General features: G+C 46.9%; 23 protein-coding genes, 1 tRNA gene and 1 pseudogene. 13 read left to right on the top strand and 12 right to left on the bottom strand.

The features are described from left to right. Window positions 1-48: 48 nt before the first annotated feature. From E7027_06185 to E7027_06175, 3 genes are all read right to left on the bottom strand, one after another. Window positions 49-582, bottom strand: a complete 534-nt coding sequence (locus tag E7027_06185) for a prepilin-type N-terminal cleavage/methylation domain-containing protein (GenBank protein MBE6421692.1) — start codon at window positions 580-582, stop codon at window positions 49-51. A 192-nt stretch (window positions 583-774) separates the two neighbouring features. Beyond that, window positions 775-1,302, bottom strand: coding sequence for an OmpA family protein (locus E7027_06180; GenBank protein MBE6421691.1), 528 nt, complete (start codon window positions 1,300-1,302; stop codon window positions 775-777). Window positions 1,303-1,663: 361 nt separating this feature from the next. Next, window positions 1,664-2,632, bottom strand: coding sequence for a hypothetical protein (locus tag E7027_06175; GenBank protein MBE6421690.1), 969 nt, complete (start codon window positions 2,630-2,632; stop codon window positions 1,664-1,666). A gap of 378 nt (window positions 2,633-3,010) precedes the next feature. Here E7027_06175 and E7027_06170 point away from each other — a divergent pair, with 378 nt between their 5' ends. Both E7027_06170 and E7027_06165 read left to right on the top strand, forming a co-directional pair. Continuing rightward, a complete protein-coding gene (locus E7027_06170; GenBank protein ID MBE6421689.1) occupies window positions 3,011-4,045 on the top strand; it encodes a hypothetical protein in 1,035 nt (344 codons plus the stop codon). Window positions 4,046-4,048: 3 nt separating this feature from the next. Further along, complete coding sequence (locus E7027_06165) at window positions 4,049-4,480, top strand: dUTP diphosphatase (protein MBE6421688.1); 432 nt, start codon at window positions 4,049-4,051, stop codon at window positions 4,478-4,480. Window positions 4,481-4,890: 410 nt separating this feature from the next. Here E7027_06165 and E7027_06160 read toward each other — a convergent pair. Beyond that, a pseudogene (locus tag E7027_06160) lies at window positions 4,891-4,998 on the bottom strand (prepilin-type N-terminal cleavage/methylation domain-containing protein). Window positions 4,999-5,114: 116 nt separating this feature from the next. Between E7027_06160 and E7027_06155 the strand changes: the two are divergent. The 7 genes from E7027_06155 to E7027_06125 are packed head-to-tail and all read left to right on the top strand — an operon-like array spanning window position 5,115 to window position 10,126. After that, a complete protein-coding gene (locus E7027_06155; protein MBE6421687.1) occupies window positions 5,115-5,942 on the top strand; it encodes a 3-deoxy-8-phosphooctulonate synthase in 828 nt (275 codons plus the stop codon). Further along, window positions 5,942-6,124, top strand: coding sequence for a hypothetical protein (locus E7027_06150; GenBank protein ID MBE6421686.1), 183 nt, complete (start codon window positions 5,942-5,944; stop codon window positions 6,122-6,124). The genes E7027_06155 and E7027_06150 overlap by 1 nt, the downstream gene beginning before the upstream one ends. 10 nt (window positions 6,125-6,134) lie before the next feature. Beyond that, window positions 6,135-7,133, top strand: a complete 999-nt coding sequence (locus E7027_06145; protein ID MBE6421685.1) for a KpsF/GutQ family sugar-phosphate isomerase — start codon at window positions 6,135-6,137, stop codon at window positions 7,131-7,133. Then, window positions 7,130-7,669 carry an LPS export ABC transporter periplasmic protein LptC gene (gene lptC, locus E7027_06140; protein ID MBE6421684.1) on the top strand — a complete coding sequence of 180 codons (540 nt, stop codon included), beginning with the start codon at window positions 7,130-7,132 and terminating at the stop codon, window positions 7,667-7,669. The genes E7027_06145 and lptC overlap by 4 nt, the downstream gene beginning before the upstream one ends. Beyond that, window positions 7,666-8,559, top strand: coding sequence for a hypothetical protein (locus E7027_06135; protein ID MBE6421683.1), 894 nt, complete (start codon window positions 7,666-7,668; stop codon window positions 8,557-8,559). Before lptC ends, E7027_06135 begins: the two co-directional genes overlap by 4 nt. Before the next feature lie 11 nt (window positions 8,560-8,570). Continuing rightward, window positions 8,571-9,290, top strand: a complete 720-nt coding sequence (gene lptB, locus E7027_06130) for an LPS export ABC transporter ATP-binding protein (protein ID MBE6421682.1) — start codon at window positions 8,571-8,573, stop codon at window positions 9,288-9,290. A gap of 11 nt (window positions 9,291-9,301) precedes the next feature. After that, window positions 9,302-10,126 carry a serine acetyltransferase gene (locus tag E7027_06125; protein MBE6421681.1) on the top strand — a complete coding sequence of 275 codons (825 nt, stop codon included), beginning with the start codon at window positions 9,302-9,304 and terminating at the stop codon, window positions 10,124-10,126. 569 nt (window positions 10,127-10,695) lie between these two features. Here E7027_06125 and E7027_06120 read toward each other — a convergent pair. From E7027_06120 to E7027_06090, 7 genes are all read right to left on the bottom strand, one after another. After that, complete coding sequence (locus tag E7027_06120; protein MBE6421680.1) at window positions 10,696-11,358, bottom strand: type II secretion system protein; 663 nt, start codon at window positions 11,356-11,358, stop codon at window positions 10,696-10,698. A gap of 270 nt (window positions 11,359-11,628) precedes the next feature. Continuing rightward, complete coding sequence (locus E7027_06115) at window positions 11,629-12,843, bottom strand: iron-containing alcohol dehydrogenase (protein MBE6421679.1); 1,215 nt, start codon at window positions 12,841-12,843, stop codon at window positions 11,629-11,631. A gap of 86 nt (window positions 12,844-12,929) precedes the next feature. Further along, window positions 12,930-13,910 carry an HAD family phosphatase gene (locus tag E7027_06110; protein ID MBE6421678.1) on the bottom strand — a complete coding sequence of 327 codons (981 nt, stop codon included), beginning with the start codon at window positions 13,908-13,910 and terminating at the stop codon, window positions 12,930-12,932. Between the two features lie 85 nt (window positions 13,911-13,995). Further along, entirely contained in the window at window positions 13,996-14,457 is a 462-nt protein-coding gene (locus E7027_06105) for a DUF302 domain-containing protein (protein MBE6421677.1), read from the bottom strand. A 133-nt stretch (window positions 14,458-14,590) separates the two neighbouring features. Beyond that, window positions 14,591-15,076 (bottom strand): prepilin-type N-terminal cleavage/methylation domain-containing protein, encoded by a 486-nt coding sequence (locus E7027_06100; GenBank protein MBE6421676.1) that lies wholly within the window; start codon window positions 15,074-15,076, stop codon window positions 14,591-14,593. Between the two features lie 106 nt (window positions 15,077-15,182). Next, on the bottom strand, window positions 15,183-16,295 hold the full coding sequence (locus tag E7027_06095; protein MBE6421675.1) for a CCA tRNA nucleotidyltransferase: 1,113 nt from the start codon (window positions 16,293-16,295) through the stop codon (window positions 15,183-15,185). After that, window positions 16,292-16,930, bottom strand: a complete 639-nt coding sequence (locus tag E7027_06090) for a hypothetical protein (GenBank protein MBE6421674.1) — start codon at window positions 16,928-16,930, stop codon at window positions 16,292-16,294. The genes E7027_06095 and E7027_06090 overlap by 4 nt, the downstream gene beginning before the upstream one ends. Window positions 16,931-17,070: 140 nt before the next feature. On the opposite strand from E7027_06090, the gene E7027_06085 reads away from it, so the two are divergent. The 3 genes from E7027_06085 to ruvC all read left to right on the top strand — a co-directional run bounded on the left by E7027_06085 (window position 17,071) and on the right by ruvC (window position 18,744). Beyond that, window positions 17,071-17,143: transfer RNA gene (locus tag E7027_06085), tRNA-Arg, on the top strand. Window positions 17,144-17,406: 263 nt separating this feature from the next. Then, entirely contained in the window at window positions 17,407-18,165 is a 759-nt protein-coding gene (locus E7027_06080) for a YebC/PmpR family DNA-binding transcriptional regulator (protein ID MBE6421673.1), read from the top strand. Window positions 18,166-18,177: 12 nt separating this feature from the next. Further along, on the top strand, window positions 18,178-18,744 hold the full coding sequence (gene ruvC / locus E7027_06075; GenBank protein ID MBE6421672.1) for a crossover junction endodeoxyribonuclease RuvC: 567 nt from the start codon (window positions 18,178-18,180) through the stop codon (window positions 18,742-18,744). Between the two features lie 170 nt (window positions 18,745-18,914). Here the strand turns inward: ruvC and E7027_06070 are convergent, their stop codons facing one another. After that, the gene (locus E7027_06070; protein ID MBE6421671.1) at window positions 18,915-19,817 is read right to left on the bottom strand and encodes a hypothetical protein; all 903 of its coding nucleotides are present in this window, start codon (window positions 19,815-19,817) and stop codon (window positions 18,915-18,917) included. A gap of 225 nt (window positions 19,818-20,042) precedes the next feature. On the opposite strand from E7027_06070, the gene nifJ reads away from it, so the two are divergent. Beyond that, the gene (gene nifJ, locus E7027_06065) at window positions 20,043-23,603 is read left to right on the top strand and encodes a pyruvate:ferredoxin (flavodoxin) oxidoreductase (GenBank protein ID MBE6421670.1); all 3,561 of its coding nucleotides are present in this window, start codon (window positions 20,043-20,045) and stop codon (window positions 23,601-23,603) included. Window positions 23,604-23,641: the final 38 nt, after the last annotated feature.

Raw genomic sequence — 23,641 nt, 5'->3', positions numbered from 1 at the left:
AAACCCACAAAAAAACCCCGACTAATCGGGGTTTTTTATTTAGTAAATTTAAGGCATTTTATAATAATCTATATGGTTAATTTTTCCAATTTTACTTGCTCCATAAAAGGGTTTACAAAAACCAACGTCAGTATGCTCAAAACAATACAATTCCCCTTTCTGTAAGGAGGAAACATCAGCAGGAACCAAAAGTATAAGCAGGCCAGCACCTTTATAAGGCCCGCGGAGAAACATCGCTGTGCTGGCAACCACTTTTCCCGCAATATTCACTACCAATTTATAATCTTTATTGGCACGTACGGCATCTGATGAAGCCACTGACAAATAACCACTTAATTCTCCAGGGTTTTTATCCGGTAGACTATCAAAGGAAAGGTCTAATTCACCAAAGGTTGTAGCATATTTTCCGTTTGCCAAGTAATATATTTCTTGCGCGGTGGCCAGGGCCTTTACGTTGGGAAGCATCGTGGAAGCACGGCTTTTCCAAACCGCTTTTTCGTACTGCGGAAGTGCCACTGCGGACAAGATACCGATGATTAACACCACGACTAAAAGTTCTATCAAAGTAAAACCCTTTTTCATACAAAACCTCTTATAAATAAGTTTTCGGCAAACAAATAATACTACAATTCTTCCTGCCTGCCGATTAGGTACATTGTAAGAAAAAAAAAAACGGGTCAAGCCTTGGGCGAGAAACCCTCTTTTTTTACGGCTCCAAAAAAACAAAAAATCCTCGGGTAATCTACCCGAGGATTTTTTTATAGAAATGATTACTTAATAAATGGCGTTCCAACTGCGTTTAGTAAAAGTAAACTCTACCCGACGGTTGGTGCGGCGCCCTTCGCTGGAGTTATCCAAAGTAAGCGGTCTGTCCTTCCCGTGGGAGTGGATACGGATACGCTCCGCATTTACCCCGCGGCTTACTAAGTAAGATTTCATCGCCGCCGCGCGGGAAGCCCCCAACCAATAGTTGTATTCTTCCGTACCGAGCACATCGGTGTGGCCTTCCACAATGAGGTGCAAAGAAGGATGTTCGTTCATCACATTGGCTACTTTATCCAAGAAAGGGTAGGCATAGTCCGGCGGACGGACGGAATCAAATTCGTAAGTAATGGCGGGAAGTTCCAAGGTTTTGGCCATGCGGGCTTCGCTTTGGTTATACAGGCGTTCGTTCTTTTTGGCCTGTTCTTCAATAATCGGGTCCCGTTTGGTGGGTGTAGGGATATCTTCCTCTTTTTGTGCAGAGGAGCAGGCAAAAAGGGCAACAGAGCAAACAAATAAACAAAAAGTTTTCAATTTCATGGTAAAAATCCTCCTGTCAAAATTATAGCAAAACCGCGCGCATACGCGTAAAAATTTTGCAATTTATAAGTTGTCCACATACTGTGGATAAACTGTGGATAACCCCTATTTCTCCCTAGAGTTATCCCCAAAAAAAATTTTCATTTTTTATTTTTACCCCGTTTTTTAACAAGGCCTGTGGATAACTTCGTTTTTCTGTGGATAACTTGGCTTTTCTATAGGGGGTCAACCGATTTTTATCCCGTTTCTCCGTCGGGCTTTTTAATAGTTTGCTTTTCGGAGCCGTTTTTCACAAATCTAAAAAAAACTGTTGACAAGTTGTATTTTTTTTGCATAAAAACGCATTTTTGTGCATTTTATGTTATTTTTTAAGCCTTAATTTTACAGAAAAGTTCACATTTTCCCGCACAAAGTGAATTTTTACACTTCCCGTTTCGGCTCCGGGCAGAGCAGAAAGAGCCCCCAAAGAGGGATTCCAAACCAAGAAAGGCGGGCTCATGCGAAGAGAGGAAGGCACATAGTCAAAGGCGGTTGCATTTTTTAAGCGGGCCGTTACTTTCAGCCCCACCGATTCCCTGCCCGATAAAGAGAGGGCGGAAGCGGCTAATTTGCCTTTCAAAGAAACCAAGGCAAGATCCTCTTTGGCGGCTAATAAATAATCTTTTTTTAACAAGTCCCAAATGTTATTTTTTGTATTTTGCAACAAAGCAAAATCGGGGCCGTATTCCCAACCGTTTTCTTCTAATGCTTGTTGGGTGGCGGCCAGTTCTGCCTGTGTGCCTGCCGCCAAAATGCGTGTAAGCCCGCGCGCGGGAAGCACAAACGCACGCAAGGCATCACCGGGCGAAAGCAACGCCGTTGCACCGAAGGTTTTGGGGATACCTGCCAGCAGTAACGCTACGCGGGCGCCGCCTTTTCCCTTGGCAACAATAACGCGGTTTTTTTCACCGGGCAAAACGGGATAATTGGTCTCCAGGTAAGGTAGTAACTCTTTGGATACAAACCGTACGATTTTTTCCGGTTCGTTATAATCTTTTTCCGTAAAATTAACCCCGGCAACAATCATTTTATCCGTCTGTAAAAAGGTTTCGGCGGCTTCGCTTTCTTCCGCCCCGATGCCCAACACCACCGCCAAAGGATAACGCCCTTTCAGCGGCACGAACGGTTCGGGCAGAAATACGGTTAAATTGTATTTATTTCCAAGGGTGGCGGAAGGGAAATGCGCAAAAGTTTCCCGTCCGGGGTTAATAATCATCAGTTCGGTATTGTCCTGTGCGGACAAAAACCCGCTCCATAAAATACATAAAGCAAATAAAATAATTTTTTTCATATTTCGATTTTACAAAAAACTCTCTTTTTCAGGCTAGGGCCTATCCCCACCTAGGCCCAAAGACCCTTGTTTTAAGCCTTGTAAAACAATAAAGTATAAGTAAGAAAGATTTAGGAGTTATATTATGAAAGCCAATTCCAATTTACATTTTTTACTGGCCTTGGGAAATACCAAGGTAGTCGTGCTGAAAGAAAACGATGAACTGAAAATTTATTCGGGAGAAAGAAATAAACGCGTGCGTTCTTCCGTCGCGCCCGAACGCTTGGCCGAGGCCCTTTCCTCCCGCTAGTTTTTTGTTTATCCCCCTATTCCCCGCCCTCCGTTCGGGCGGGGTTTCTTATCCCTAAAACTCCCCGAAATAATTGATATAATGTTAGTATGAAAACGAATTATTTTATTTTAATGTGCTTGGCGTTTTTCTTTTGCGCCACTTCTTTAACGGCGCAAAGCGAACTCCAAAAAGCCTTGCCTCTTTTGCAAAAAAATAACCGTACCGAGGCCGAAAACAGACAAGTTTTACAACTGTTCCGCTCCTCTAAAACGCCCGATGTGGTTTTTGCCGCCGGGGCCAGTTTGGTCAAAAATCCGCCTGCTAAAATTCAGGAACCTGCTTTATTCTCTTTGGTGTTACGCCAAGGGGATAGCCTTAAACAAACTTTTGCCGCTATCATTATTACAGCCATGGGTTCTGCGCATGAAGAACTTCTGCCCGTGTTGGAAAATGCCTTATTAAGCCAGGACATGCTCCTCCGTTCCTATGCCGCAGGTGCACTGGCATTATTAAACCCGCAAAACGAAACATACGCGGACGATATCGTCCGCTTGTACGCCTACGACCCGGCTTTTGCCCAACGCGCACTCAATATGTTTTCCAAGCCTGCGGTAAAATACCTCAAAACGGCTTGCATACACGAAGATGCTTCCGTCCGTGCGGCGGCCGCTGCGTGGTTGGGCACTTTGCATAGCGAAGAAGCCTCCAAACAACTTTTGAAAATGGCCAAAACAGAACAGGATGCCTCTGTTCAAACGCACTTGGCAACCGCTTTGGCTAAAAACCGCGATTTTACCCAAAATTCCGTCTTCAAAGAATTAAAAAGAGATTATAATTCCCCCGTTTCCGCCACTTATGCGTTAGCGCTTGGATTTATGACCGGAAACGCGGTGGAAGATGTACGCCAAGGCCTTATCAGCGACAAAGAAAATGTCCGTATCAATGCGTTGCGTGCCGTTGCGTACATGGCCGGGGTTCTTTCCAACGACGATGCATTTAACTACACCACCGACCGCACCTTTGATATTCGTTTGTTAAAAAGCCTTATCCCGCAATTGAGCCTCTTGGCCCGCACGGGAAACCCGACAGTCAAATCTTACGCGCAAAACGCGATGAAACAAATTGAAAAATTATTGGATTAACTTATGAGCAACCTGACCATGAAAGTAAAAAAATTAGCCCCCCACGCCAAACTTCCCCTTCGCGCCCACGCTACCGATTCCGGTGCGGACTTGTTCGCTTTGGAACGCACGGTTCTGGCGCCCCGTGCCATCACTTATGTGCATACCGGAATTGCCGTAGAACTTCCGGAAAGTACTTCCGGCATTATTTGGGGGAAAAGTTCCGTGGAAAGCAAAGGCATCAAAGCCATGGCAGGGCTTGTGGACGCGCCGTACCGCGGAGAACTGATTGTGTGTATGTATAACCTCAACGATACGGAATTTACTTTTGAACAAGGCCAAAAAGTAGCGCAACTTGTGGTATTGCCCACGCTCTATCCCGCCTTTGAAGAAGCCGAAGAACTGACGGATACCGCCAGAGGAAACGGCGGATTCGGCAGTACCGGAAACAAATAACTTTACCGAAAAAAACCCCGGGCCGAAACCCGGGGTTTTTTATTTTCCTAAAACTAAATCACCTTATAACCGGCAGAGGTTAACGATTTACAAACACCGATGCCGGTTTTCCCTACCCCTTTGCAGGTGCGGATTCCGTCCTGGTTGCTCTGCACAGTGTAAAGGATAAGCTCGTAAGAATTGCTGGAATCAATGCGGCGCGTAATTCTAAGATAGTCCCGGTTGGAAATATCGTAAGAAAAATCTTTGTTCGTAAAGACCGTACCCGTAGCGTTCCAAGAACCTTTGTTCAAGCGAATGTCCAACAAATTTTTGTTACTCACTTCCCCCGCTTGTAATTTGGGGATTTCATTGATGGAACGATTCATGGAATCGAGTAATGCCTTCCCGTTGGACATGGCTTCTGCCGCACGGGATTTTTCTACCGCACGCGTATATTGCGGCAATGCTATCGAAGATAAAATGCCGATAATCAGCACAACAACCAATAATTCTATAAGGGTAAAACCTCTCTGCATAGTTCCTCCTAAAATAAACTCCTGACTTATAGTATAAAACACCCGGAGCCAAATTACAAGTTTTTTTACTTTCTTTTTCCTATAGAAAACGGGTAAAATTTGCTATCATTAAGTATATGCAAAAAACTATTCAAATCGGCAGTTATAAAATTTCCAACACCCGGCCCCTTTCTTTTATGGCGGGGACGTGCGTTATTGAAAGCGAAAAACATTATTTGGAGACGGCAAAAAAATTAAAATCTATCCTTGCCAAAACCAAACACCCTTTTATCTTAAAAGCTTCTTTCGATAAAGCCAACCGCACTTCGGTGGAAGCGTACCGCGGGCCGGGGCTCACCAAAGGGCTCGACATTTTGGCTAAGGCCAAAAAGTTGACCGGGCTTCCCGTGGTGGTAGATGTACACGAACCGTGGCAAGCCGAAGAAGCTGCCCAGGTAGCCGATATTTTGCAGATTCCGGCCTTCCTGTGCCGCCAAACCGATTTGGTACTTGCCTGTGCCGATACCGGCCGCGCCATCAATGTGAAAAAAGGCCAATTTTTGGCTCCGGGCGCAATGGAACAAGTCATCAAAAAAATCGAATCGCGCGGAAACAAAAAAATTCTTCTTACCGAACGCGGTTCCAGTTTCGGTTATGGCGATTTAGTAGTGGATATGCGTTCCCTGCAAACCATGAAAGAATTTGGATATCCGGTTATTTTTGATGCCACCCACTCCGTACAAAAACCGGGAGCCTTGGGCTCTTGCACCGGCGGCAACCGCCAAATGGCCCCTATCTTGGCCAAAGCGGCTACCGCCTTGGGTATCGCAGGCGTATTTTTTGAAGCACACCCCACGCCGGATACGGCTTTGTCTGACGGGCCCAATTCGCTGGATATGAAACTGGCCGAAAAAATGGCTCGCGAACTTTGCTTAATTGATCAAGTAGTAAAAAAATTCAAATAATGACCTATACCCCCGCCTTTATTCCCTCTCTTAAATGGCACGCCCGGTTTTTGGGTGCGCTGTTAGCGGTGTGTTTGGCGGGGTACTTTGTTTTCTTATATGTGACGGCCAAACTCCCCGCCCCATACCAAACAAAACAGCCTTCCGCGCAAGCAACTCCGTGGATAAAAAACCCCGCATAAAGGAAAAATTATGATTAAAACTTATTCTGATTCCGCTATCAAAAAAATGGCTAAAGAAGTTCTCTCCGTAGAACACAAAGCGTTGGAACTCAGCCAAAAAAGTATCAACGATAATTTTTTGCAAGCCGTTAAAGTAATCGCCAAAAGCAAAGGGCGCGTAGTGGTTCTTGGAATCGGCAAGAGCGGGCTTATCGGACGGAAAATAGCGGCGACCTTGGCCTCTACGGGCACCCCTTCCTTTTTTGTTCACCCGGTAGAAGCATTACACGGCGATTTGGGTATGATTACCCCCGGGGATATTATTTTGGCCTTGTCCTTTTCCGGCCAGACGGAAGAAATCAATAAAATTCTGCCCTCTTTGGAACGCCGCAAACTGACCATTATTTCCATGACGGGGCACGAAAAAAGCAAACTGGCTTTGATGTCGGATATTCATATTCCCGTTCATATTGAACGCGAGGCCTGCCCGTACAATTTGGCCCCCACCGCCTCTACCACTGCTACTTTGGCGTTAGGCGATGCGTTGGCGCTGTGCTTAATGAAAGTGAAAAATTTTGAAAAGCGTGATTTTGCTACCTTCCACCCCGGAGGTTCTTTGGGGAAATTGCTTACCCAACAGGTAAAAGATGTCATGCGTACGGGAAAAAATAACCCCGTTGTTCCGCTGACGGCTACCGTAAAAGATGCTCTTTTTGTGATGACGAAAACCGACGGGGCAGGTGCTACCAGCGTGGTTAACAAACAAGGTAAATTGGCCGGATACTTTACGGACGGTGATTTGCGCCGCCTCTTGCAAACGGGCGAAGATGTGTTGGGTAAAAAAATAACGGACGTAATGACAAAAAATCCGCATCACTTGCTGGACACTATGCCCGCCATAGAAGCCGCCAAGATGATTCACACCACCCATGTAGATAACTTGCCCGTACTGAACAAATCGGGCAAAGTGGTGGGCATTGTGGACGAAAAAGATTTAATTGAATTTTTAGCGTTATTGGATAAAAAATGAGAAAGAACATTGCCCTCTTACTTGCCTTTGTTTTTTTAACCGCTTGCGGCGGAAGCGGGGATATTTCCCCCAACGATGCTTCCGATATGCAACTGGCTACCCGTGTGTCTATTTTTGAATCAAAAGACAACCAAAAACAATGGATTTTGCAGGCCGATACGGTGGACTTTGCAGATCTTAAAAGTGCCACACTCAAAAACCCGCAACTTCTGCTGAAACAAGACGGGAAGGATAGCGCAAGCGTAACCGGGAAAACGGGTACTTTTGACTATATTAAAAAATTGGTAACGGTAGAGGGAAACGCACAAATTGATTCGTTTTTGGAAGATGTAAAAATTACGGCCAACCGCTTTTTTTACGATATAGATAAGGATAGGGTCTGGTCGGAAGGGAAAACGGTTATCACCCGCGGGGGAGCCAAAATCACGGCACGCGGAGGGATTGAAACCGATTCCAAACTTGTTAAAATCGAAATGAAAAAACAATCTACCCAACTTCCGCAATCAACCCGGGAATTGCAACGGAAAAGCAAATGAAAAAGACCTTCATTATCCTTCTTACGGCTTTGGTTTGCACCGCGTTAAACGGTTGCAGAACCGTTCATGTTCAAGGGCCGGAAATTCCCGCCCCGGCGGTCAAGCCGAAAATTGCCGAAGCCAAAAAGACGCTTAAATCGAAAGCCCCTACCGAACTGCCTGCCGTGTTGGGCGGAATTGTGCAAAGTGATTCGTGGGTTATTTACAAAGACAAACAACAGGAAGAATTTTCCGGTAATGTTTCGTATGATAACGGCACCTATCAATTCCGCGCCGATTATGCCCTTTCCGAACGCGCCAAAAACCGTTTTACAGCACGCGGAAACGTCTATCTGAAACAAAATGATCCGCAAGGTTCTTCCTATGAAGCATACGCCCATTATGCCCGTTACAACTACAAAACCCAACAAGGCGAGTTGAAATCTTCCGCGCAAAAACAAATTAAACTCATCTACACGGACGAAAAGAAACAAACGGGAACTGCCTGGACGGACAAAGCCACCTTTGATTTAGCCCAAAAGATTTTTACTCTGGAAGGAAATGTACGGGTAGAACGCCCTACGCCTGCCGGGAAGGAAATTTTGACGGCCCAAAAAGTTACCTTCAAGCAATCGGTTAATTATGCCATACTGGAAGGCGACGCTAAAATAACGGACGGGTTACGCACTTTAGACGCGCAAACTATCGTCTATGACGGAAATAAAAATTATTCTTATGCCTACGGCGCCCGCCCCATGGCTTACGGAAAAAACGAAGAAAACACTTTTGCCATTATCGCCGACCAAGTATCTGCCGACAACGAAGGTAAAAAAATCGTGTTGGACGGTAAAGTGCAAGGGTGGGTGGTAGCCCCGAAGTTAAACGAGGCGGACATCAATTCCAAATTTTAGAGGTTTTTATTATGCAACTTCGCAGCGAACAAATTGTTAAAGTATACAAAGACCGCATGGTCGTAAAAGGCGTGGATATTCATGTAAAAACAGGTGAAATCGTAGGATTGCTGGGCCCTAACGGAGCCGGAAAAACCACCTCTTTCTACATGATGGTAGGTTTTATCCGTCCCACCACGGGGCGTGTGTTTATCGATGACGAAGATGTTACCGCTCTGCCCATGTACGAACGCGCCCGCCACGGGCTTGGATACTTGGCCCAAGAGCCGACCATTTTTAAGGGTCTTACGGTAGAAGAAAATTTGCTCGCCGTGTTGGAACGCATTTTGGACGATAAAAAAGAACAGAAGCGCCGCGTGGACGAACTGCTAACCGAATTTGGCCTTACCAAACTGGCCAAGCAAAAAGCCTGGACGCTTTCGGGCGGAGAAAAGCGCCGCATGGAAATTGCGCGTTGTATGATCAGCAACCCCAAAATCATTTTGTTAGATGAACCTTTCGTGGGGATTGACCCGATTACCGTATCCGATTTGCGCCAAATGATTTTCAAACTTAAAGATAAGGGCCTCGGTGTGCTGATTACCGACCATAATGTACGCGAAACCTTGCCCCTTACCGAACGCGCCTACCTTATCTACGACGGTAAAATCTTGGTAGAAGGAGACCAAAACACCCTTCTTAACGACACCAATGCCCGCCGCCTTTATTTAGGGGAAGATTTCAAAATGTAAGGAACCGGGATATGAGCGATTTATTTTCCACCGTTGCCAAAGAGTTAAAAAATACTTTTGATAAAAATTTTTTTGAACGGGCCAAGTATCTGCCGTCCGCCAAAGAAACGGTGGAAATTTTTTCCGCGCTCAAAGACTTCTTATACCAATATCCGCTGGTTTGTAACAATTCCTCTTGCGCTACACCTCTTGAAATTTTGGCGGTTCGTTTGGAAAAGGAAATCAAAAATTCCTTTTGCTTTTTCTGCGAAGAAAAGACCGACTGCCACTCCTGCGAACGGCGCGCCAAAGAAATTACGGAAAAATTCTTTCAAATCTTGCCTTCTATCCAACGCTTGTTAATGACCGATGTGCAAGCCGCCTACGAAGGAGACCCGGCCGCCGTTACCCCTGCGGAAACACTTTTGTGCTATCCGGGCGTAACGGCCATTGCCTATCAGCGCATGGCACATTTCCTGTACAAAGAAGGCGTCAAGTTAATTCCGCGCATTGTAACGGAATATGCACACAGTTTAACAGGCATAGATATACACCCCGGAGCGCAAATCGGCCCGTCTTTCTTTATTGACCACGGCACGGGTGTGGTTATCGGCGAAACGTGCGTGATTGGCGCGCATGTGAAACTCTATCAAGGGGTTACTTTGGGAGCCAAAAGTTTCCCGCTTGATGAAAACGGAAACCCCGTTAAAGGCATCAAACGACACCCTAACCTGGGGGACCATGTAATTATCTATGCCGAATCTACCGTGCTTGGCAATGTAACCATTGGCGAAAATAGCGTAATCGGGGCCAATAAATGGATTACGGAAGATATCCCCCCCAACAGCAAAATTTAAGCGTGTACTGTAACCAAACAAAAGCCCCGCTCCACAGAGCGGGGTTTTTACAACGACAACTATTTACGCAAACTATTGATAGTAAACAGTACCTTTGATAAGACAACCGCCGTCATCAGATACTCTTGTTTCAGACGATATGCTGACTGAACAATTACAGCATTCTCCACTACAAGCAATGAAATGCAAAGCAGCACAGGTTCTAGCTCCGCAATCTGCAACTTTCTCAAAGGAAGAAGGAGACGGGCATCTGGTACTGCTACTGCCACCGCCGGAACTGCTACCGCCAGTTATACAGGTACAGCCCACTCTGGTACCGTCTTCATATACTGTGGCACCGTCACAATTATAATTACAGCAAAGGCCGTTATTGTGTTGTTCTATATCCACTTTGACTCCGGCTAAACTGTATATATCTCCATTGATACAACAACTACCGTAATCCGGGAAGGCCCCAAGCCCTAAGTCCACCGGGTGAGTGCAGCTACAAAACGAGGAGTCTTTCACACTACACGCTCCCCAACTGCCAACAGACCATTCCCCGGTACTGGTGTCGCAAGAAACGGTTCTTAATTGAGTACCGCAATATTACAAGTTTGGCTATAGGCCGGTTTGGTGCCGGAACAAGTACACGTAGCCGGGGCATCACAAGCACTCCATTCACTCCACTCCCCGGTAGAAGTATTGCAAGTGCGCGTTTGAACACCCGCATTGTTGCAACCGCAAGTTTGCGTGGAAGGGCCGGAACATTCATACACGGGCGGCGGAGCGGCAACCGTTCCCGCACAAGCAGTTCCGTCGTCATAATCGGCTTTGGCTAAAAGTTCACTGCATAACGGATAGTCTTTATTTAATTTCAAACACTCCGTTTCATTTTCACAGCAAATGCGGCCGTCCGCATAAGACGGCATTTGTAATTCGTAAGCGTATTTGCCTTTGCTCGAGGCTTTAATACCCGTAGAGGTAAGCGTATATGTAAAATTTTTGGTGGTGTCCGTAGGCAACACTTCGGTAAGTTTTGTAACTTCTGTTAAATAGTCCTTATCCAACGCACAGCGTTTTTCCTGTTCCGTGCGTACGGCCGCCATCAGTTCTTCCGCTTCCGTCGTTTTGCGGGTTTCCAAAATCTTATTAAATTTGGGAAGTACCACAGCAGACAATACCCCAATGATAATTACTACCACCAAGAGTTCCGTTAATGTAAATGCTTTTTTCTTTTTATTTAATTTCATTTTTTCCTCTTATTATATAGGGGCGCTGAACGCGCCCCTTCCCTTTCTACACTTTTAAGGAGGGCAGTCCGGGAAAACGATTATACGGCTCTAAAAACGCCAACAACAAGCCTCTTAAATTTAACAGCCCAAAAACTCCCTGTTTTTTCCATTGTAAGAAACAAAAAAAAACGGGTCAAGTCCTCGACGAGAAATTCTTCTTTTTCTCTCCCAAAAATAAACACAAACCCCGCCCGTACAAAGCGGGGTTTTTTAGTTTTCTTCCAATAATTATTTGGTATAAGGTTTCAACGACTCGGTATAAATGGTGCGTACTGCTTCGCGGTCGGCCTCCGTCGGCGCGATAGACAACAAGCCCCCCAACGAAGGAGTATTAAAAGCCAGTTCCACTAATTTTTCCACATCTTCGGCTTTGAAACCTTCATCTTCCAATTTATGGGTACAACCCACGGAGAACAGCCATTTTTCCACACCTTCGGCCACTTTATCGGCTTCGCACGCGCAACCGGTTAAACCGGGCACAATCGGGGCCAAAACATCAGCCAAGGTGGCGGGTTTGGCTTTGTAGATGTTTTTAATAACCGCCGGCAACAACATGGCAAGCCCCAAGCCGTGGGTTAAGTTCGGGTTTACGCCGGAAAGCGGATGTTCCAACGCGTGCGTGTAGTGCAAGAGACCGTTATCAAAACTAATACCCGCAATCAAAGCCGCATACGCCAAGAAATAGCGCGCTTCCAAATTTTTCGGGTCTTTGAGTGCCACGGGCAGGTAGGCGGAAACCAATTTCACTACCGATAAGGCCAAATCAATCGCATAAGGCGAAGTTACTTTGGTGGTAGCGGCTTCTACCACGTGGTTAACCGCGTCGATAGACACATAGCGCGTTTGGTCTTCCGCCAGGCCGGTCATCAAAGCCGGGTCGTCAATGGAATAAAGCGGATAGATGCAATCATAAGCGATAGCCGGCTTGAAATCTTTTTCTTCGATGGATACTACCGCGAAACGGTTGGCTTCCGTGCCGGTGCCGTGGGTAAGATTGATAGCCACAATCGGCGCCGCTTCGGTGGGCGTAAAGGTAAATTCGTACAAATCTTCCGCCGTTTTGCCGGGGTATTTCATCAAAATAGCCACACTTTTACCGGCATCAATGGCAGAGCCGCCGCCAATGGCCAACATGGCTTTTGCACCAAAATCAAGCGCCATTTTGGTGGCTTCGTTTACATGGTGCGTGTTCGGGTTAGGAGTTACTTTATCGTAATGCACATATTCAATGCCGTTATCGGCAAATGCTTTGGTAACATACTCCCAAGCACCTGTTTTTTTGTAAGCACCGCGGCCCGTTAACACGATTAGTTTATCTAATCCGCGGGCTTTCAAATCTTTACAAATATCCCCGATTTTTGCAATCGCCCCTACCCCAAAATATACCGTAGAGCGGCTGCGGATTTCGCGTACTTCGTGAATGTTAATATCTTTTTCCCACATAGTAAAACCTCTCTTTTAAGTACTACTTCTTCACTTGTTACTATACTAAATTATAAGAGATTAAACCCGACAAAAAAGGGTTAGTTTTAACGGGACAAAATACTGGAGAAAGAGAGGATATAATAGTCGGCCGTTTGGGAGAGGTAAGTAGCCGCCGCGGCCCCGTGTTTGGGCTCAAAAACACCCAAAGTGGGAAAACCCGCCTGCAGTGCAGTTTCCAACGCATAGGGGGCATCTTCCACTACCAGCGTATGCGGCTTGGCAGTACCCAATTGCTTAAGGGCTTGCTCGTAAACGGCGGAACTTCTTTTGCCGACACCGACTTCATCGCAAGTAATAATAAAATCAAAAAACGGCAACACCCCTAACCGTTCCAAAGCCGTTTCGGCAAGCACCCGATCCGAGGCGGTAGCCACGCACAGTTTTATCCCCAGAGATTTCAAATGAAACAGCATTTCCGCCACTCCGGGTTTTAAGGGTAAGTCGGTGGCATAGCGTTTATAAATAGGGGCCAGGGTGCGGCGTAAAATTTCTTCGGCTTCTTCGGGAAGGTTATACATTTCTTTTACCAAATTGGCTCCGTCCAATAAAGACATTTTAGCCAATTCTTCGTCCAACCACTCCGCCGGGGTAATACCTTGCGAACGCAAATAGTTCGTGCCCGAGTGTTCCCAAGCGGCCAAAGAATCTAACAAGGTACCGTCTAAATCGAAAATTACCGCATCTATTTGCTCCCAATCGGGAAGGAGCGGTTTTAGCGCGGGAAGAACGGGCGGGAAAACCCTTTGACGAAGGATTGCCCGCTCCACCAAAGAGGTCAAATGCTGGGGAGCAACCGGCGGCGTATAATCAAAACCTACCGAAACCACCGAGTGTTGATACACGGTTGCAGCCAAGCGAAGAGAAGGAATTTCGCGAACGGAGGAAACGCTGAAACGGGCAGAAGGTTGGGCGGCTTTTTTCAAAAAACGGGAAGTTTTTAACGGCCCGCTTGCGTAAGCGGAAAGAAACGGAAAACAAACCGTCAAAAACAAAATAAGAAAGCGAAAAAATGATGAATACGCCATATATAAATTGTACTTTTTTGCTCGGCCCCAATGCAAACGCCCCGAGCGGTTTGCCCGGGGCGTTTGAGAAGTCTGCAAATTGGAATTATTCCAAGTTTTTAATCATTTCTTCATGGCGGGCCGAGGCCGTTTTGGAAGCACGGTGAGCAATATTCTCCATCAAGTTCTGCATATGCCCCGCCAGTTCTGCCTGCGCTTTGGAAAAACGCTCCGCCAGTAAACTGACCCGGCTGAACCCAAGCCACACCTTTCCTTGGGCATCTTCCCAAACGGCAATACGTAAAGGAAGTACCGCGGCCAAACTGGGCTCCTGCTCCAAAGCCTTGGCACGGGCACTTAAAAGCCCAAAAACCACCGCTTGCACAGGCCGAAGCGTTACCCCCTCGCCGGCTACCTCTTCCGCATGATTGTACACATGATACACGGGAAATTGTTTTTCCTCTAAAATACTTACCAAACGCTTGATGGTTTCTTCTACCCCCAATTCGCACGGAAGTATATAGAGTTCTTTTTCCAAATCGTTTTGCCCGTCGGTTGCAAGCCTCATAAACCCCTCCTTTGGTAATACGGCCCCTTCAAAAGACACGCCGCTCCTGCGGATATTGTAGAAAACAAAATTCTCCCTTGCCAGTCAAAAAAAGGGTTAGTTTTTCCACAACCGGAACAAGACACAAAGCCCGCTAAAGGTTCAGTGTTTTGCAAACAGAAGCACACCAGTCCGCAGTCCCGCGGCATTCCACTTGTCCGCCTTTAGCATGGTGATCAAAATATACATACAAATAGCAACCCTTAACGCTTTCACTTTTGTAGTTGCCGCAATCATCTCCGTATCCGCCGTAAGCATACCACTTGGTGGGATCCGTAGCGGAGCCGGCTAAATTGTTGATACAGGTTCCGTTAGAATAAATTTCCTCACCGGAAGTGGTAATGGAGTGGACATCTCCTTTGGGAATTTGTATATCCAATGGGCTTAAATCATCAGTATAGGTTCCGTTGGCCATATAATACACTTCTTGTGCATCTTTGATTGATTTTAGAAGAGCCCATACCCTATTCACGCGGGCTTTATATACCGCTTTTTGATACTGCGGCAAGGCTACAGAAGACAAAATACCAATGATTAAAACAACTACTAGCAGTTCTATTAAAGTAAAACCTTTTTTCATATAATTCTCCTTATGCCACTAATTATAACAAATAGGCCGGAGTAAAACAGCACAAAAAATCCCCCGGGTAATAAATAACCGGGGGAGAAAGTTATGAAAAAATAATTTACAGCTTCAAGAGTTTTACCGCCTCTTCGTGGTTTTTAACGGAACCTTCCCACTGGGCACGGCGTACGCGGTCTAACGCGCCCGAAATACGGCGCCCCATCAGTCCCATTTCCTTTACTTCGCGCCCTTTTAAGAAACAAGGCTCCAACGCACCCGGAGGTAAGCCCGGCAACACCGCTTTTAAAATTTCTGTTTGCAGCGGAGAGAGTTGCGAAAGCGGGCTCATTTTTTCTTGTGTCACTTTCCAAGCACCCAAAATTTCTTGGGAAAATTCTTTCGGCAGATGAAGGCTCCGCAAAAAATCTTCGCCGCTTGGGCCTAGCAAACACACCAAAATCCCCGTGCGCTCGGCCACATCGTCCGTGCGTAATAACGCATCGCTCCATTGAAGGCCGGGATAAGCAAACTTGAGTAAATCATATTTTTCCATGAGCGCAAAAATTTCTTTGATTTTCGGCTCTTTTAATACTTTCAAAAATTCACGGCTGAATCGCTCGCGCGTTAGAAGAAGCGGATATTCTTCCCGCACCGCTTCCATAAGGAGGCGTTCCGTTTTGGGGGCCAATTTCCAACCGAACCGCCCCGCAAAACGCACGGCACGATACATACGGGTAGGGTCGTCCAAAAAACTTTTATCATGCAAAATGCGAATCAGCCCCGCCTCAATATCCTTCTGTGCTCCGTACGGGTCGTAGGGTTTACCAAAAGTAAGCGGGTTAATGGAAAAACACCACGCATTTACCGTAAAATCGCGGCGGAATAAATCATCCTTAATCACTCCGTTCGGCTCCACTACGGGAAGCGCACCGGGATATGGGTAAGATTCGCGCCGAGCACGCACCATATCAAACTTAAGGCCGTTAGCCATATTCACGCGAAAGGTAGAAAACTGGGAAAATTTCCGTTTTCCGCCGCCCCATTGTTTCACACAAAAATTGGCTACGGATTCTTGGTTCCCGTCGAAAGACAAGTCTATATCCGAAGTAGAACGCTTGAGATAAAAATCGCGCACGGCCCCGCCTACTACCCATGCCTTGAGGCCTAGTTTATTTGCATATGCTCCCACCGCATATAATTGCTCTTTATACTTTCTTGGGATAAAGGACTTCATAAAAGTAACGGGCTTTGGGCCCCCTCCTCACTCATTCGATCCTTAAAGTTAGCAAGCAAAGGGCTTTTTACCCCCCCTTTGAGCACTTTCGCGGCCGCGATAGCATAATCGTTTGCCTCCCCCCCGGTAGCGGCCGGTACATAATACGGGAAATGATGTTGCCTGGCGTATGACGGTTTCAGGCGCACCACCCTAAAGCCTTGTTCTGCGGCAGAAGCGGCAACCGCTTCCGACTCGAACACTATTTTTTCTTCTTCTTGTAAGATATTTTTTAAGCCCTCCAGGCCAAATACATATAATGGAGGATAATCCATATTTAATTGTTTTAACAAAGTGTTTTTAATAATGCCGTAATCTTCCTGCATGCGTTTGATAAGTTCGGGTTCTTTTTTGCGGTCTTTCTCCGAAAATACAAAAATAAGCATTTCGGCAGGGGCATCAAAATAAATTAAATCTCCGTCATGGTGAAAAAAAGTGCCACATTCGGGGCATTGTACCAAGTTGAGTTCTCCGCCTAAAGCGGCTTCTTTCAAATCGGGGTTTTGGTCGGCACTGATGAGCGACCAGTATTCTACTTCAAAAGGTTCACAGTTATTGGGGCAGCGGGCTGCTCCGTCGTTTTTAATAGATTTCATATTCTTATTTATATCAAAAAAATTTTTTTTTGACCATTTTTTTCTACCCGCAATTTTATATTAGTTTTTTGCAGAGGGCATCTTTATTGCGCTACGCTACCGCCGAGTGTTCTTTTTTGCTACAATAAAGTAAGTGTTATGCCCCGTTAGCTCAACTGGATAGAGTACCGGTCTTCGGAACCGGTGGTATGGGTTCGAATCCCATGCGGGGTAAAATTTTGAAAAAATTTTAACACACAAGCAGACAAACTGCTTTGCCTGCGTTGGGATTCGAAGACCGGAGCGATGTTTTTGTTTGAGCCGATGGCAGTTTCCATCGGGAAAAGGCAAAAACCGCGAGGTCCGGCCCGAAGGCATTTTGAGTCAACAAAATGACCGTAGGGGAATCCCATGCGGGGTAAAATAACTTCTATCATTAGGCTCACTAAAAATTTGCTAGAATAGAAGTATCTAAATCTGCAGTAAGGAGTATACCCATGGGTGGACATTCGCACTGGGCCGGTATTAAACACAAAAAGGCCCTCGTAGACGCCAAAAAAGGCAAAGTATTCACTAAAATTTTAAGAGAAATCACCATCGCCGCCAAAATGAGCGGCGGTAACCCGGATCAAAACCCGCGCTTGCGCAAAGCCATGGACGATGCGCGCGCCGCGAATATGCCGTCTGACAACGTCAAACGCGCTATCATGAAAGGTACGGGCCAACTCCCCGGTGTATCTTACGAAGAAATCACCTATGAAGGTTACGGCCCCGGTTCTGTGGCTGTAATCGTAGAATGCACCACGGACAATAAAAACCGCACCTTCGCCGAAATCCGTAAAATTTTCACCAGCCACGGCGGTTCTATCGGTACGGCTGGCTGCGTATCTTATATGTTCAAAAGCAAAGGCTTGATTGTTGTAAAAGCCGAAGATATTTCCGAAGAAGAACTTATGGATGTGGCTTTGGAAGCCGGCGCCGAAGATGTGCGCACCGCGGGTGATGTGTTTGAAGTACTCACCAACCCCGATGTAGCCGAAATGGATGCCGTGAAAAAAGCCATTGAAGCCAAAGGCGTCACCCCGGTATCGGCCGATTTTTCCATGTTGCCCGATACGGAAGTGTCCATTACCGATGAACACACCGCCGAAACTTTGATGAAAATGTTGGATGCTCTCGATGACCACGATGACACCAAAAACGTGTACGACAACTCCGACATTGACGAAGCCATTGCCGCTAAATTAGCCGAGTAAGACAGAGGAAACTTGACTGAAACGAATACCACCGTTTTAGGTATAGACCCCGGTTTAGACAGAACGGGATGGGCAATCCTAACCAGGAGCGCCCGTTCCGTTCTTTCTTTGCGCGCCTGCGGGCTCATTCACACCGGGGCGGAACAACCCCTCCCCAAAAGGCTGGATTATATCTTTGCGGAACTTCAAAAAATTCTTTCAACTTACCAACCCGATCAAGTAGCCATGGAACAAAACTACTTCTTAAAAAGAGCCCAAACCATGGCCAACACCGTAATGACGCGCGGCGTTATCTTACTGGCCTGCGAACAGGCCGGAAAGGAGGTTACTTTCTATCCCCCCACCCGTGTAAAAATGATGATTTGCGGCACAGGCACCGCGGATAAAAAACAAGTACAACGCATGGTGCAATTGACACTGAACTTGGATAAAGCCCCGTCCCCCGACGATACAGCCGATGCCGTGGCCATTGGTATTTGCCACCTTAAAACGGCTCCCTTAAACAATAAATTAAATGTAAAAGCGGCCTTCCTTGCCAAACTGAAAGCCGCCCATGAAAAGCAAATCAAAAAGAAATAAAACCCTTGGAAATAAGTTTACGGCAAGCAAACGGCATTTTAATTCTTCCTGTCTGCCGATTAGGTATATTGTAAAAAAAACGGGTCAAGTCCTCGATGAGAAAGCACTTCTTTTTTTTAATAAAAAACCCCGCGTAAAAGCGGGGTTTTTCAGCAAATAAGAATCGGGTTTTACGGTTCGATATAGCCGTAAATTTCCAAAAAGTTTTTCCACGCAGGCAATAAGCGGGAAGGAAGGTCTCCGTGGCCTTGGCGGAGTTGATTTAGTTCCATAATATTTTCTTCCCTTACAAACACGAGCAAATCTAACAGGTTTCTGTTCAGTTGCAAAGTTGCTTCGCGCATACGAAGGAAGGAAAAGTGAGAGGACAAGTTCCGTTCACTGGTAGTGGCAAAATCGGCGGGTAATTCTCTTTTTAACTCTTGAACATGTTGATAAGATTGTTTGACAATATCGTTTAAGTAAGAATATACGGCCATTTGTTCCAGCGAAATTTTCTGCATATTTAACAGGGAGGCTCTGTCCAAAAGAGGGGCAAGCACTTCATAGCGCTCCGCCAACATTTCCCCGTGTTCCAACAGGCGCACAAAACCGGCTTTTTCCAACTCTTTTTTCACTTTGTTCAGGCCTACATTATCCAGTTGAAGTTCTTGCTGATAATTGTTTTTATACACCCAACCGCCTACTTTTATTAAATCTTCCTGAGCCTCCACAAATTTTCGGCCGATGCGGTGCGTAAGAACTTTTAAGGAAACCTTTTTGTTAATGTAGTCCACTTCCGCCATTTTTTCTACGGAAGGATAGGCCCCCAGCTCCTTCAACAACTCATCGCGCGAAGTGAACAAGCCCTGGTGAGCGTGTTGTAACCCTTGCGCATAGGTTTGGGCCCCGATGGTTTGGCGAATAGTGGCCTCGGCCACGCGGCGCTCCACCTGCAAGGCAAATGCTCGGCCCGTAGCATTGGGAGCCGCAATTTGTTTAATTCCGTTCCAAATATTTTTACCTATGTTCCCTTGGGCAGAAACATTTATGGAAATAAAGGTTAGAAAAATCAAAATAAAAGTTTTTTTCATAGACACTCCAAAAACAAGATATGCTAAATTATCTCAAAAATCGGGGCAATTACTCAAGGGCCAAAGGGCCTACTTAAAAACAGGTCTTTTTCCCTATAAAATGAGGTTTGCCAAATACCCCCCAAAGTTATACAATATATAGGAGCCGGGGTATCCCTCCGGGCTCCCGTGTTTTTATGCACGGAATTTTACCGATTTAAATTCTAAAAAGGAGACTTCCTAACTATGGCTAAACTAGTTGCTATGGACGGCAACGGTGCTGTATCCCACGTCGCCCATGCCACCAACGAAGTAATCGCTATTTACCCGATTACCCCGTCTTCCACGATGGGCGAAATCTGCGACGCGAAAAGCGCCAAAGGCGAAACGAACATTTGGGGTAACGTTCCCTCTGTAAGCGAACTCCAATCCGAAGGCGGTGCCTCCGGTGCGGTACACGGTGCGCTGACAGCCGGTGCTTTAACCACCACTTTTACCGCCTCTCAAGGCTTACTTTTGATGATTCCCAATATGTACAAAATCGCGGGCGAACTCACCCCGACCGTGTTCCACGTGTCTGCGCGTGCCATCGCCACGACCGCTTTGTCCATTTTCGGTGATCACTCCGACGTAATGGCCGTCCGCCAAACCGGTTGGGCCATGTTGTGTTCCGATAACCCGCAAGAAGCCATGGACTTGGCCTTAATCGCCCAATCTTCCACCTTGCGCTCCCGCATTCCTTTTGTACACTTCTTTGACGGTTTCCGCACCAGCCACGAACTGAACATGGTGGAACCCTTGTCTAAAGAACAAATGAAGGAAATGATTAACGACGAACTCGTCGCCGAACACAAAGCCCGCGGCTTGAACCCCGAACACCCCACCGTGCGCGGTACCGCCGCTAACCCCGATGTGTACTTCCAAGCCCGCGAAGCCGTCAACAAATTCTACAACGCTGTTCCTTCCATCGTAAAAGAAGAAATGGCCAAATTCGAAAAATTGACCGGCCGCAAATACGATTTGTTCCAATACTTCGGTGATGAAGATGCCGAAAGACTTATCGTCATTATGGGTTCCGGTGCGGACGTAGCCCAAAACGCCATTGATGCCATGAAAGGCGAAAAAGTGGGTGTTTTGAAAGTTAAATTGTTCCGCCCCTTCTCCATTGAAGACTTCATCAAAGTTATTCCGTCCACCGTCAAAAAAGTGGCCGTGCTTGACCGCACCAAAGAACCCGGCTCCTTGGGCGAACCTTTGTTCCAAGACGTTTGCGCCGCTTTCTTGACCGCTGAAGCCAAAGCCAAATTTGCCGCCACCCCGCTTATCATCGGCGGCCGCTACGGTATCGGTTCCAAAGACTTTACGCCTTCTCACGTAAAGGCCGTATTTGAAAACTTGGCCAAAGACGAACCCGTGAAAGATTTTGTGGTCGGTATCCATGATGACCTGACCGGCAAATCTTTGCCCGTTTGCAAATTGGAAAGCAAAGCCGCCGGCGATATTTTTGCCGCCTTGTTCTACGGATTAGGTTCCGACGGTACCGTAGGCGCCAACAAAAACACGATGAAAATCATCAGCGCCAACGGCTTCTTTGCTCAAGGTTATTTCGTCTATGACTCCAAAAAATCCGGGTCTATGACCACCTCTCACATCCGCTTCGGTAAAAACTATATCCGCGCGCCTTACCTTATCCAATCTGCGGACTTCATCGGCGTGCATATGTTTGACTTCTTGGCCCAATACGATGTACTCGGTAAAGCCAAAGAAGGCGCCACCGTACTTATCAACTCCCCCTACGGGCCGGAAGAAGTATGGAACCACTTAACCGCCGAAGTACAAAAAACCATCATTGACCGCAAACTCAAAGTGTATGTCATCGACGCTTCCGAAATTGCGCTCAAAACCGGTATGGGCAGCCGCACCAACACCATCATGCAAACCGCCTTCTTCGGTATTGCGGGTGTAATCCCGGCTGAAAAAGCCATCGCCGATATTAAAGACGCTATTAAGAAAACCTATTCCAAAAAAGGTGAAGAAATCGTACAGAAGAACTATCAAGCCGTAGATGCCGCCTTGGCGGGTTTACACGAAGTAAAATATCCGGCTGAAGTAACTTCCAAACTCCACACCAAAGCCGCTGTACCGGCCGAAGCCCCCGCTTTTGTAAAAGATGTGTTGGGCGAAATGATTGCCGGCCGCGGGGACGAACTTCCCACCTCTGCCATGCCGGAAGGCGGCGTCTATCCTACCGCTACCACGCAATATGAAAAACGCAATATCGCCATCATGGTACCGGCTTGGGATCCGAACACTTGTATCCAATGCGGTTTCTGCTCTTTGGTGTGTCCGCACGCTGCTATCCGCATTAAAGCCTATGACGGCGAAGCTTTGAAAGATGCTCCTAAAACTTTCAAATCTGCCGACGGAAAAGCCGACTTGGCCGGCCTCAAATTCACCGTACAAGTAGCGGTGGAAGACTGCACCGGCTGTGGCGCTTGTGTATTCAACTGCCCGGCTAAAAACAAAGAAAACCCGGAAAAGAAAGCCATCAACATGGTACATCAATTAGATGTTCGCAATGATGAAATCGATAACTATGCTTTCTTCTTGGGCCTCAAACAAGCCGAAGTAAAAACCAAAAAAGAATCTGTGAAAGGTTCCCAACTCAAACAACCGTTGTTTGAATTCTCCGGCGCTTGCGCGGGCTGCGGTGAAACGCCTTATGTGAAACTCTTAACCCAGCTCTTCGGTGACCGCTTGGCTGTTGCCAACGCTACGGGTTGTTCCTCCATTTACGGCGGTAACTTGCCCACCACCCCCTATTGCAAACGCGATGACGGCAAAGGGCCGGCTTGGGCGAACTCCTTGTTCGAAGACAACGCCGAATTCGGTTTGGGTATGCGCTTAGCATTTGACCAATTAAACGCCGATGCCAAAGCCTTGCTCGTCGAAAACAGAGAACAATGCCTCAAAGATCACACCGCCTTGGTTGATGCCTTGTTAAATGCCGACCAAACCACCGATGCGGGCGTAGAAGAACAACGCAAACGCGTGGCCGAACTCAAAGCCTTCTTAACCGGCAGAGATTGCCCCCGCTGCAAACGCCTCTTAAGCTTGGCCGACTACTTGGTTCGCAAATCTGTGTGGATCTTGGGTGGTGACGGCTGGGCCTACGATATCGGTTACGGCGGCTTGGATCACGTCTTGGCTTCCGGCAAGAACATCAAAATCTTGGTGCTCGATACCGAAGTGTACTCCAACACCGGCGGTCAAATGTCCAAAGCCACTCCGCTCGGTGCCAAAGCCTTGTTTGCCGCCGGCGGCAAAACCATGCCGAAGAAAGACCTCGGTATGATTGCCATGACCTACGGCAACATCTATGTAGCGCAAGTAGCCATGGGTGCCAACATGAACCAAACCATCCAAGCCTTGGCGGAAGCCGATGCTTACGACGGCCCGGCCTTGGTAATTGCCTATGCGCACTGCATTGCTCACGGTATTGATATGTCCAAAGGTATGGGTGAAGCCAAACGCGCCGTACAAGCCGGCCGCTGGATCCTCTACCGCTTCAACCCCGAAGCCCGCTACGAAGGCAAAAACCCCTTGCATGTGGATAGCCCCTTGGGCGCCCCCACCCTCCCGTTGGCCGATTACATGGGCGGCGAAAACCGCTTCAAAGGCCTCATGAGAGACAACCCCGAACTCGCGAAAGAACTTATCAAACGCGCTGAATCGGAATATGCTTGGAGACGCGACTTGTACAAACAACTCGCCGCTATTGAGCCTACCGAAAAAGTAGAAAAATAGTTTAGACTAAAACCCAAACCCCCGCTTCACGGCGGGGG

Source organism: Elusimicrobium sp. (assembly GCA_015062115.1).
In the GTDB taxonomy this organism is placed as follows: domain Bacteria; phylum Elusimicrobiota; class Elusimicrobia; order Elusimicrobiales; family Elusimicrobiaceae; genus Avelusimicrobium.
Note: the sequence above shows the minus strand (reverse complement) of the source record. Positions and strands in the feature narration are given on the sequence as shown.

Bases quoted from the DNA above. Each gene is read 5' to 3' on its own strand.
- E7027_06185 (MBE6421692.1), bottom strand. From the start codon at position 582: ATGAAAAAGGGTTTTACTTTGATAGAACTTTTAGTCGTGGTGTTAATC.
- E7027_06180 (MBE6421691.1), bottom strand. From the start codon at position 1,302: ATGAAATTGAAAACTTTTTGTTTATTTGTTTGCTCTGTTGCCCTTTTT.
- E7027_06175 (MBE6421690.1), bottom strand. From the start codon at position 2,632: ATGAAAAAAATTATTTTATTTGCTTTATGTATTTTATGGAGCGGGTTT.
- E7027_06170 (MBE6421689.1), top strand. From the start codon at position 3,011: ATGAAAACGAATTATTTTATTTTAATGTGCTTGGCGTTTTTCTTTTGC.
- E7027_06165 (MBE6421688.1), top strand. From the start codon at position 4,049: ATGAGCAACCTGACCATGAAAGTAAAAAAATTAGCCCCCCACGCCAAA.
- E7027_06155 (MBE6421687.1), top strand. From the start codon at position 5,115: ATGCAAAAAACTATTCAAATCGGCAGTTATAAAATTTCCAACACCCGG.
- E7027_06150 (MBE6421686.1), top strand. From the start codon at position 5,942: ATGACCTATACCCCCGCCTTTATTCCCTCTCTTAAATGGCACGCCCGG.
- E7027_06145 (MBE6421685.1), top strand. From the start codon at position 6,135: ATGATTAAAACTTATTCTGATTCCGCTATCAAAAAAATGGCTAAAGAA.
- lptC (MBE6421684.1), top strand. From the start codon at position 7,130: ATGAGAAAGAACATTGCCCTCTTACTTGCCTTTGTTTTTTTAACCGCT.
- E7027_06135 (MBE6421683.1), top strand. From the start codon at position 7,666: ATGAAAAAGACCTTCATTATCCTTCTTACGGCTTTGGTTTGCACCGCG.
- lptB (MBE6421682.1), top strand. From the start codon at position 8,571: ATGCAACTTCGCAGCGAACAAATTGTTAAAGTATACAAAGACCGCATG.
- E7027_06125 (MBE6421681.1), top strand. From the start codon at position 9,302: ATGAGCGATTTATTTTCCACCGTTGCCAAAGAGTTAAAAAATACTTTT.
- E7027_06120 (MBE6421680.1), bottom strand. From the start codon at position 11,358: ATGAAATTAAATAAAAAGAAAAAAGCATTTACATTAACGGAACTCTTG.
- E7027_06115 (MBE6421679.1), bottom strand. From the start codon at position 12,843: ATGTGGGAAAAAGATATTAACATTCACGAAGTACGCGAAATCCGCAGC.
- E7027_06110 (MBE6421678.1), bottom strand. From the start codon at position 13,910: ATGGCGTATTCATCATTTTTTCGCTTTCTTATTTTGTTTTTGACGGTT.
- E7027_06105 (MBE6421677.1), bottom strand. From the start codon at position 14,457: ATGAGGCTTGCAACCGACGGGCAAAACGATTTGGAAAAAGAACTCTAT.
- E7027_06100 (MBE6421676.1), bottom strand. From the start codon at position 15,076: ATGAAAAAAGGTTTTACTTTAATAGAACTGCTAGTAGTTGTTTTAATC.
- E7027_06095 (MBE6421675.1), bottom strand. From the start codon at position 16,295: ATGAAGTCCTTTATCCCAAGAAAGTATAAAGAGCAATTATATGCGGTG.
- E7027_06090 (MBE6421674.1), bottom strand. From the start codon at position 16,930: ATGAAATCTATTAAAAACGACGGAGCAGCCCGCTGCCCCAATAACTGT.
- E7027_06080 (MBE6421673.1), top strand. From the start codon at position 17,407: ATGGGTGGACATTCGCACTGGGCCGGTATTAAACACAAAAAGGCCCTC.
- E7027_06070 (MBE6421671.1), bottom strand. From the start codon at position 19,817: ATGAAAAAAACTTTTATTTTGATTTTTCTAACCTTTATTTCCATAAAT.
- nifJ (MBE6421670.1), top strand. From the start codon at position 20,043: ATGGCTAAACTAGTTGCTATGGACGGCAACGGTGCTGTATCCCACGTC.